The sequence below is a fragment of the Fusibacter bizertensis genome (genome assembly GCF_029914245.1).
Lineage (GTDB): Bacteria > Bacillota > Clostridia > Peptostreptococcales > Acidaminobacteraceae > Fusibacter_C > Fusibacter_C bizertensis.
Window position 1 is genome coordinate 1 of the sequence record NZ_JARYZI010000023.1, and the last position, 7,317, is coordinate 7,317.

Genomic DNA, 7,317 nt, shown 5'->3' on the forward strand with positions numbered 1-7,317 from the left:
TTAACACCATTTGAGGCAAGGCAAGCTTATACTCGTCAAACTATATGATAGTGTTACAATTATGCTTGACTAGGACAAATAAGTACTTACTGCTGCACGAAAGGAAATATGAATTAAATCTGAAATATACAAATTATGCAAAATAGATGTATATTCACTAATTTTTAAATTTTTAGTATTAATGAACATATGATTGCACTCTTCAACAATATCACTGTTCTCTGTTCCTCTTCTAAAATAGTATTTTTTTTCACCTAACTCTAACACAAACTCAAAATTGTGATGTCCCAAATGCTTTACTGTATCACTATTTTCCTTAATATATGAAGTTCCCCCATATATAAAATCAATTATCATTAACAATGTAGATTTCCCAATTGAATTAGATCCTTTTTCATCTCCTAAAATTGTATTTAAGCCACTGTGAAAATATATTGTGCCTTCACGAAATACAACACTACTTATCTGCTTCAACATGTATATAATCTCCTTCTATCCCATCAATAACATCTAGTAAAAATAACACGTCTAACGCGAAAACAAATTCGTTAATTTCTTCAAAATGTGATTTTGTTAGCTCATATAGAGTAAATATACTTAACTCACCTTTGTGGATTTCTTTTATTATTACTGGCAATTTTGATAATACCGATTGTTCATATGAAGTAACCTTATTTGGAAAAATCATTATGTTAACACCTCACAACTTTGAACAAAATAACTTGCAATAATTTGACTAGCGATTTTACTTTTACTACCTGATTGGACAAATATCCATTCTGCTACTTGTTCAAAAATAATACTCTTGTTACTTTCTTTCCTTTTTAATTGCAAATAGAATGATTTTATCTGAGATGCAATTAAATCGAATATACCTTCATCATCTTTCTCTAATTCGTTGAATTTATCTTTTATAGATAAATAATACAATTGTACATACATCTCAATTGTAGTTTTGACGAAAACATCTAAAGTTTCATCGGATTTTTCTTCTATTCGCATTGCTGACATTTCAAGTTTTACAAATTTACTTCTATTATTTTTAATATTTTCTGCTAGAGAATGAATAACCTCAATTATTTCAAATTCTATTTTATAATCACCAAAATGTTCTTTACAATTTGATTCTGCATTCATTCTTTCCTTCAAATTATATAACGTGTAATATTCTTCAATAGTCGTATATTTGTCATGCTTTCTGTGACATGAAGGACATAATAATATTAAGTTTGCTATATCTTCTGAATCATCTGATAACCTTTTCGCATCTGCTAATAACTCTTTTTCATACTCAGATGAGCTATGTGGATAAATATGTGCGACTTCGAAGCTATATAAATTTCTCGTCTTCTTTTTGTAAATTAATTTAGTGCCACATAAAGGACATACTCGGTTAACTTCAGTCAACAATATTACTTTTTCTTCTTCTGTAAGATTCTTTCTATTCTTTATATTTTTTGATAATGTACTCAAAAATGCACCTCCATTATTTATATATTCTTTTTCGTATAACGTTCTTGCAGTCTTCGCAGCCTTAGTTGCGAGGACTGTGCGTTATGTGCAGTAATCTATGGATATAACTTTTCTAATGCGTTTGAACCATAATACTTTTTGTGTGTCTCTATTGCGAAAGTATCCATCATTCCTGCTAAATAGTCTAAAACAGATCGCTCTCTAGATACTCCAGTATCAGCTCTAAATTCAGCAGGTAATAACATATTATTTGAATTAAATTTATCATCAATAAATGCTTGATATAACTCTCTTAATACTTTTTCACCAATTTTCTCATATACCAATACATTATTCTGGCGATTAATACATATAAATGTGAATTTTTTCAACCCATTTGCTAATTCTTTATAATTCAAAAAATTTACTTCATAATCATTCTTACTACCAGTATCACTTCTAAATTTTTCGTTAGATTCAACAATTCCAATATCTGTAACCAATGTGTTAACCAAATTTGAAATTAGTTCTCTTCGTAATATATGTGAATATTCTTCTGAAGAGTGAATATTTTGCGCATCAACTGCAACTTCATTAGCATTTTTAACTAATTCATCGAATTTTGTTATTGCAAGTAAAATCTTATCTTTTGTTTCGTCTGAGCTTTTAGTTTCCATGTAATGTTTGAACTCATAACGAAATTCATCAAGAGTAAATAATTTCAACGCTAAAGCATCTTCTAAATCATGTGCCGCATATGCTATTTCGTCTGCTAAATCCATTATTTGAGCATCCAAAGTACGTGGTGAAACACCATATTCATTTACTAACTCATCATAAAATTCAAAATCATCATTATATATGAATTTCTTTTTTCCTGAACTTGCTGGATTAAAATATTTCATTACCGCAAATTGTGTGCGTATTGTTAAATTTAATCCTCTTTCTGATGGAAGTTTCTTTTCTAATGTTCTTAAAATACGAAGTGTTTGTGCATTACCTTCAAATCCTCCAAATGATTTTGATAAATCATTTAAAACAGTCTCACCATGATGTCCGAAAGGAGGATTACCAATATCATGAGCTATAGAACATGCTTCAATAACATACATATCTTTTTGATATAATTCTTCATATTTTAATATTTCACGCATTTTTTCAGCAATACTTCTAGCAATTTGTGAAACCTCTAAACTATGAGTTAATCTATTTCTATAGAATCTCAAACTGTCCACGCTCATTAATTGCATTTTGCCTTGCAATCTTCTAAATGATGTAGAATACAAAATTCTAGAGTAGTCTCTCTGATATGGATTTCGTTCTCTTTGATTACTATATTTATTTTCTTTTGATATCCTCTTATCTAAATCAATAAGTTTTTTATATTGACTAATAATATATTCTGCTCCTCTGTCACTCATTTGAATATCCTCCATATTTAATATAATGCATATAACGTTCCCGCGATTCCCGCTGTTCCCCTCTTTTAACGCCTTAGCGGAAAAAGTGGCGCGACGTGTGCCTCGCAGCCGTCGTGACATTAAGGGGAATGGAGGGACTCAGCGTGTTATAGGATGTCATCACGTCTTTCATCAGTAAAATTCACTTCAATTCTTGGATGATTTTTAATAACTTCAAGTGCTTTAGCAAAATCATTCGGATTAAAATCACTTAACGATAAAATGCCAGACTTATAATCTATTTCATTTTTTGATTTAGCCAAAATTGGTGGGTAACCGTTAGATTCTTTTATCAAATTGTTATAATATTTAATTCCCTCAAGGACTATTGGAGCAATATCATAGATAAAGCTTTCATATAAATGCTTCAGGAATAATATTGCTATTTCTACATGTATATCAAATGATATAAGCTCAGGCATCTTCTCAATATCTTCTTTAACATGTTTCCAATCTTTAAATCTTAAGAGATTTTTTTTAGAAGCAAACAAACCATTGGTTCCATCTAAACTTGTGTGAGTTATAAAAAGCAGGAATCCATAATGCATAGCATAGTTTCTCAATATAGCTATAAATCTGTATGAAATATGATTGTCATAAAAGAAGTGCGTTTTATTTTGGAACTCTCTCATTTTATCTTTTCCAAAGTATTTTGAATGATATTTCTCTCCATAATCAATAAACATTGATACTGAAGACAGAAAATTTACTAATAACCTATTTGCTTCAAAATATTGATCCTTGTCTATTTTCGCCTCATTTTTTAATCTACTAGAGTAATCTAAGAATTCACTTCCATTTCTAACAACTAAATTATGTACATCTGTCATTGCATTTATTTTGTTCGCATCTGCTAACGAATCTTTATGTGAATTATATTCTTTTTCCGTTATATGTTTTGTAATTTGTATTGTCCATCCTTCACTTGTTTTTTCTCTATATCCTTTTAAGTAAATCATATTTCTGAATCCTTTCTTATGATTGTCGCTGTCTTGTTTTTGTGTTGATTTCCTATAACGTTCCCGTGACTCGCGATCGTGCCTTGTTAATACTCCAATCACTATAAATCAAATACTCATCTAAATCCCAACGCAACACAATATTCGAAGACTGGTATGTCGATAATCATCGTGTTAGACGATCGTGCAGGGTCGGCAATTAAGACTTAATATTATACTTCTTTACCATTCCTTGCTCTGGCCACTCTATATCTCCTACATAATTCATTCCAATTTTTATTAATACTTTATCCGATGCTACATTTTCATAATTAACTGCAGCTACTATCTCATCAAGATTCAACTTGGTTATTCCAAATTCTAAAACAGCTTTTGCAGCTTCAATAGCATAACCATTGCCCCAGTATTTCTTAGCGTAACCATACAATATTTCCAAACCATTTAAAACTGTACAATACTGAAAACCACAATATCCAATATAATCATTTGTTTCTTTTATTATTACTGAGTATTCTTTTGCTGTATCATCACAATTGTCACATCTTTTTAAATGCTTTTCATATGCTTCATCACAAGTCAACCTTGTGACTCCACCTGTGAATTCAGTTACATCCTCATCCTTTCTCATTTCCCAAATAGAATCAAAATCTTCAACAATAGGATCTCTAATAATCAATCTTTCTGTTTCAAAATATACGTTCATAATGATTTCCACCACCCTTTTAAAAATATTCACTATTAGACAATGCATGTCGTCTAACGTTCAGCCATTCCCGTCACCTCAGTGATGGGAATGGCGTGTTAGTAGATGCCCATTTCATCTTGAGCCTTGGACCAAGATGCATAATTTGTTTTGCTTTTTTTAAGATTACAATTTAAAATTCAATTGAAATCTCAGTGCGTCTTCAGTAGGGTTGTCATAATAATCTTTATATGTTTCTACATTTGTGAAATCAAAATCACTAAATACTTTTTGCATTGGATAGTTTGATACTCTTGTTTCTCCTCTAAAGTCCCTAATACCTTCTTTTTTCATCTCGCTTATCATTGTTTCAAATAATTTATGAGCTATTCTTTGTCCTCTATAACTGCTTTTAGTTCCAATATTGGTGATTTTAACGTAATTTTTTTCTTTTCCCCAATTGAATATTGTTAAGAATGCAATTAATTCATTTTTTTGCTTCACTAAATAAATAAAATTATGTTCAAAATCATCAAAAATTTCTTGCCATAACTCATTATCCCACTGATCTACTCCAAAACATTCTTTATCTAACTCTAATAATTCATTTCTATCTTTCATATTAAATTGGACTATTTCCATAAATTTTCCCCCTTCAAATACTATTTTTAAGCTACAAAATCTTCTTTGGCTTTTTTTGAGCGCAGCTCAATCAATCTATTGTTCATAGCCAACTCCTCTTAACAAGATACTTTTGTTCATCTCGTTTTTAACAAATCGCTTCTCAACAAATTGAACTTTATCTTTTGATCTTTTTCCTGGGTTTCTACTAACGTATTATTCATGAACTTACTTCCTACTTCCTAAATTGGTGTCAGGTACAAAACTAGGAAGTAGCTATGCATATGCCACTATCCCCGTTCATTTTACACGATTTTTCTTTCCGCAATAGAAGTTGATTCCCTTTAGTGCCCGTCACCGTTGTTCTATTATTCTTTTAAACATGATTTCGATATGCACGAATATTTATATAACTAGTTATACTAAAAAAAATCACACCAAATACTCCTGTCATCTTATAAAAAATTAAGTCATTACTAAATCCAGCAATTGTGTTACCAACAGATAATAGTAGTAATACTAATCCTGAAACAACAGCAAACATCGTTACATCTTTTCTCTTCATTAGTTCCAGTATCTTTTTATTCATTAAATTAACTCTCTTTCCTGTTTCTATGAAACATAGTTTATTTTATAGTTTCTACTCAAATATCAGATATTATTTCAGCTAACATTCTTGCAGTCCCCGCAGCTTTAGTTGCGAAGACTGTGTGTTATGTGACTTTTCATTTTTATTGAATTGTTTATCTAAGTTGTTTAGAAAAATACAGAACAAGTGAATCATCATTACTGCATTTTTCACTATATTGCTCTAATTGCCTATCGTTGTACCAAACACCTGAACCGTCAGGAATATATCCACGTTTTACATATATTCTCTGAGCAGCACCATAACCAGAATGCAACCCGACACTTAATGTCACATTGTTACTTATATCTGATGCGATATTTTCAACGATATCTAGTATTTTGTTAGCAATCCCTTTGTTTTGATATTTCTCGAAGACACATAAATCCACAATCTCAGGAAATTCACTTTGAACAAAAGGTCCTTTGGTCGCTTTTGATAATAATGTTGTATATCCGGCAATATTACCTTCATATTCAGCAACAAAAACATACTTTACCTTTAACTCCTGGTCTTTATAGTACTTCTTGTACACTTCTATATTAGGATGCCAGTTTTGCTCTAATAGAGTATTATAAATACTTTGAGCATCCTCATCTTTCATTGCTCTTATCGTTATTTTTTCATCATTATAAAAGGTCATTTTAATTATCTCCTGTCTTTATCTCTAAGTTTTTTGAAATGTCACATAACGCCGTAAGCGCCCGCCGTTAATGTGATGTTCATTATTGATCCCCTTCAGAATATGTTAGATTCTCCATTTCCAAAAGAAGTGTTATGAGTTCATCGTAAGTTTCCTCTGAGATATCTAATTGTAATAACTCAATCTCGTCTATAGTATTTGTAATTAATAGTTCTATTTGATTTAATCTTGAATAAAATTGCTCTACATCATCTCTTGAAGCTACTCTTGATGAAGCAACTAAATCAAATGTCTGCTCCATCTTTTGAGCTAAATTCATACACCTTGGTTCTATTAGCATATCCTTATGATAAAAATATGGTATTGACTCCCCTAACAAAAACCATGTTTCATTTATCTCAGTATTATTCTCAATTGCTTTATTTCGCTCGTAATAATTTGTTGCATATCTTATTTCAACATTAATTTCATCAAGATTTCTCAACATGAACCTTCTGTTTTGAATATTAACTATAGACAATCCAATTATAATAAAAACTCCTATAATAATACTTATCTTTTTCATAGCTCCCCCTTACCATTCTATATCGAAATAATTAATATCACATAACGTTCTTTCAGTCCTCGCAGACTTAGTTGCGAGGACTGTGTGTTAGACATCGTATTCACTGAAATCAAAATTTCAAATCAGTATTAGTTCGTTTTAATCGTTTTATTTGATACTGAAATAAATCCTGCGGTAAATACTATAAACATCATTAAATAAGCTAATATTCCTACTGTCGTTGTATTTATTGAGTATTCCATACCAAAATGACCACTCATTCCGATGCGATAGACCATTGAGTATGATTTTTTAGATCACTTGTTCC

10 protein-coding genes are annotated in these 7,317 nt (G+C 30.5%); all 10 read right to left on the bottom strand.

Going from position 1 to position 7,317, the window contains the following annotated elements; all coding sequences use genetic code 11:
* Window positions 1–69: 69 nt before the first annotated feature.
* The 10 genes from QE109_RS17390 to QE109_RS17435 all read right to left on the bottom strand — a co-directional run bounded on the left by QE109_RS17390 (window position 70) and on the right by QE109_RS17435 (window position 7,010).
* Window positions 70–477 carry an AAA family ATPase gene (locus QE109_RS17390; protein ID WP_281095821.1) on the bottom strand — a complete coding sequence of 136 codons (408 nt, stop codon included), beginning with the start codon at window positions 475–477 and terminating at the stop codon, window positions 70–72.
* Entirely contained in the window at window positions 458–688 is a 231-nt protein-coding gene (locus QE109_RS17395) for an ABC-three component system middle component 7 (protein WP_281095822.1), read from the bottom strand. Before QE109_RS17395 ends, QE109_RS17390 begins: the two co-directional genes overlap by 20 nt.
* On the bottom strand, window positions 688–1,473 hold the full coding sequence (locus QE109_RS17400) for an ABC-three component system protein (RefSeq protein WP_281095823.1): 786 nt from the start codon (window positions 1,471–1,473) through the stop codon (window positions 688–690). The genes QE109_RS17395 and QE109_RS17400 overlap by 1 nt, the downstream gene beginning before the upstream one ends.
* A gap of 95 nt (window positions 1,474–1,568) precedes the next feature.
* A complete protein-coding gene (locus QE109_RS17405) occupies window positions 1,569–2,873 on the bottom strand; it encodes a deoxyguanosinetriphosphate triphosphohydrolase family protein (RefSeq protein WP_281095824.1) in 1,305 nt (434 codons plus the stop codon).
* A 146-nt stretch (window positions 2,874–3,019) separates the two neighbouring features.
* The gene (locus QE109_RS17410; RefSeq protein WP_281095825.1) at window positions 3,020–3,871 is read right to left on the bottom strand and encodes a hypothetical protein; all 852 of its coding nucleotides are present in this window, start codon (window positions 3,869–3,871) and stop codon (window positions 3,020–3,022) included.
* 199 nt (window positions 3,872–4,070) lie between these two features.
* A complete protein-coding gene (locus tag QE109_RS17415) occupies window positions 4,071–4,574 on the bottom strand; it encodes a GNAT family N-acetyltransferase (protein WP_281095826.1) in 504 nt (167 codons plus the stop codon).
* Window positions 4,575–4,739: 165 nt separating this feature from the next.
* Window positions 4,740–5,174, bottom strand: coding sequence for a GNAT family N-acetyltransferase (locus QE109_RS17420; protein WP_281095827.1), 435 nt, complete (start codon window positions 5,172–5,174; stop codon window positions 4,740–4,742).
* A gap of 376 nt (window positions 5,175–5,550) precedes the next feature.
* On the bottom strand, window positions 5,551–5,739 hold the full coding sequence (locus QE109_RS17425) for a hypothetical protein (protein ID WP_281095828.1): 189 nt from the start codon (window positions 5,737–5,739) through the stop codon (window positions 5,551–5,553).
* A 178-nt stretch (window positions 5,740–5,917) separates the two neighbouring features.
* Window positions 5,918–6,445 carry a GNAT family N-acetyltransferase gene (locus tag QE109_RS17430; protein WP_281095829.1) on the bottom strand — a complete coding sequence of 176 codons (528 nt, stop codon included), beginning with the start codon at window positions 6,443–6,445 and terminating at the stop codon, window positions 5,918–5,920.
* Window positions 6,446–6,527: 82 nt separating this feature from the next.
* The gene (locus QE109_RS17435; RefSeq protein WP_281095830.1) at window positions 6,528–7,010 is read right to left on the bottom strand and encodes a hypothetical protein; all 483 of its coding nucleotides are present in this window, start codon (window positions 7,008–7,010) and stop codon (window positions 6,528–6,530) included.
* Window positions 7,011–7,317: the final 307 nt, after the last annotated feature.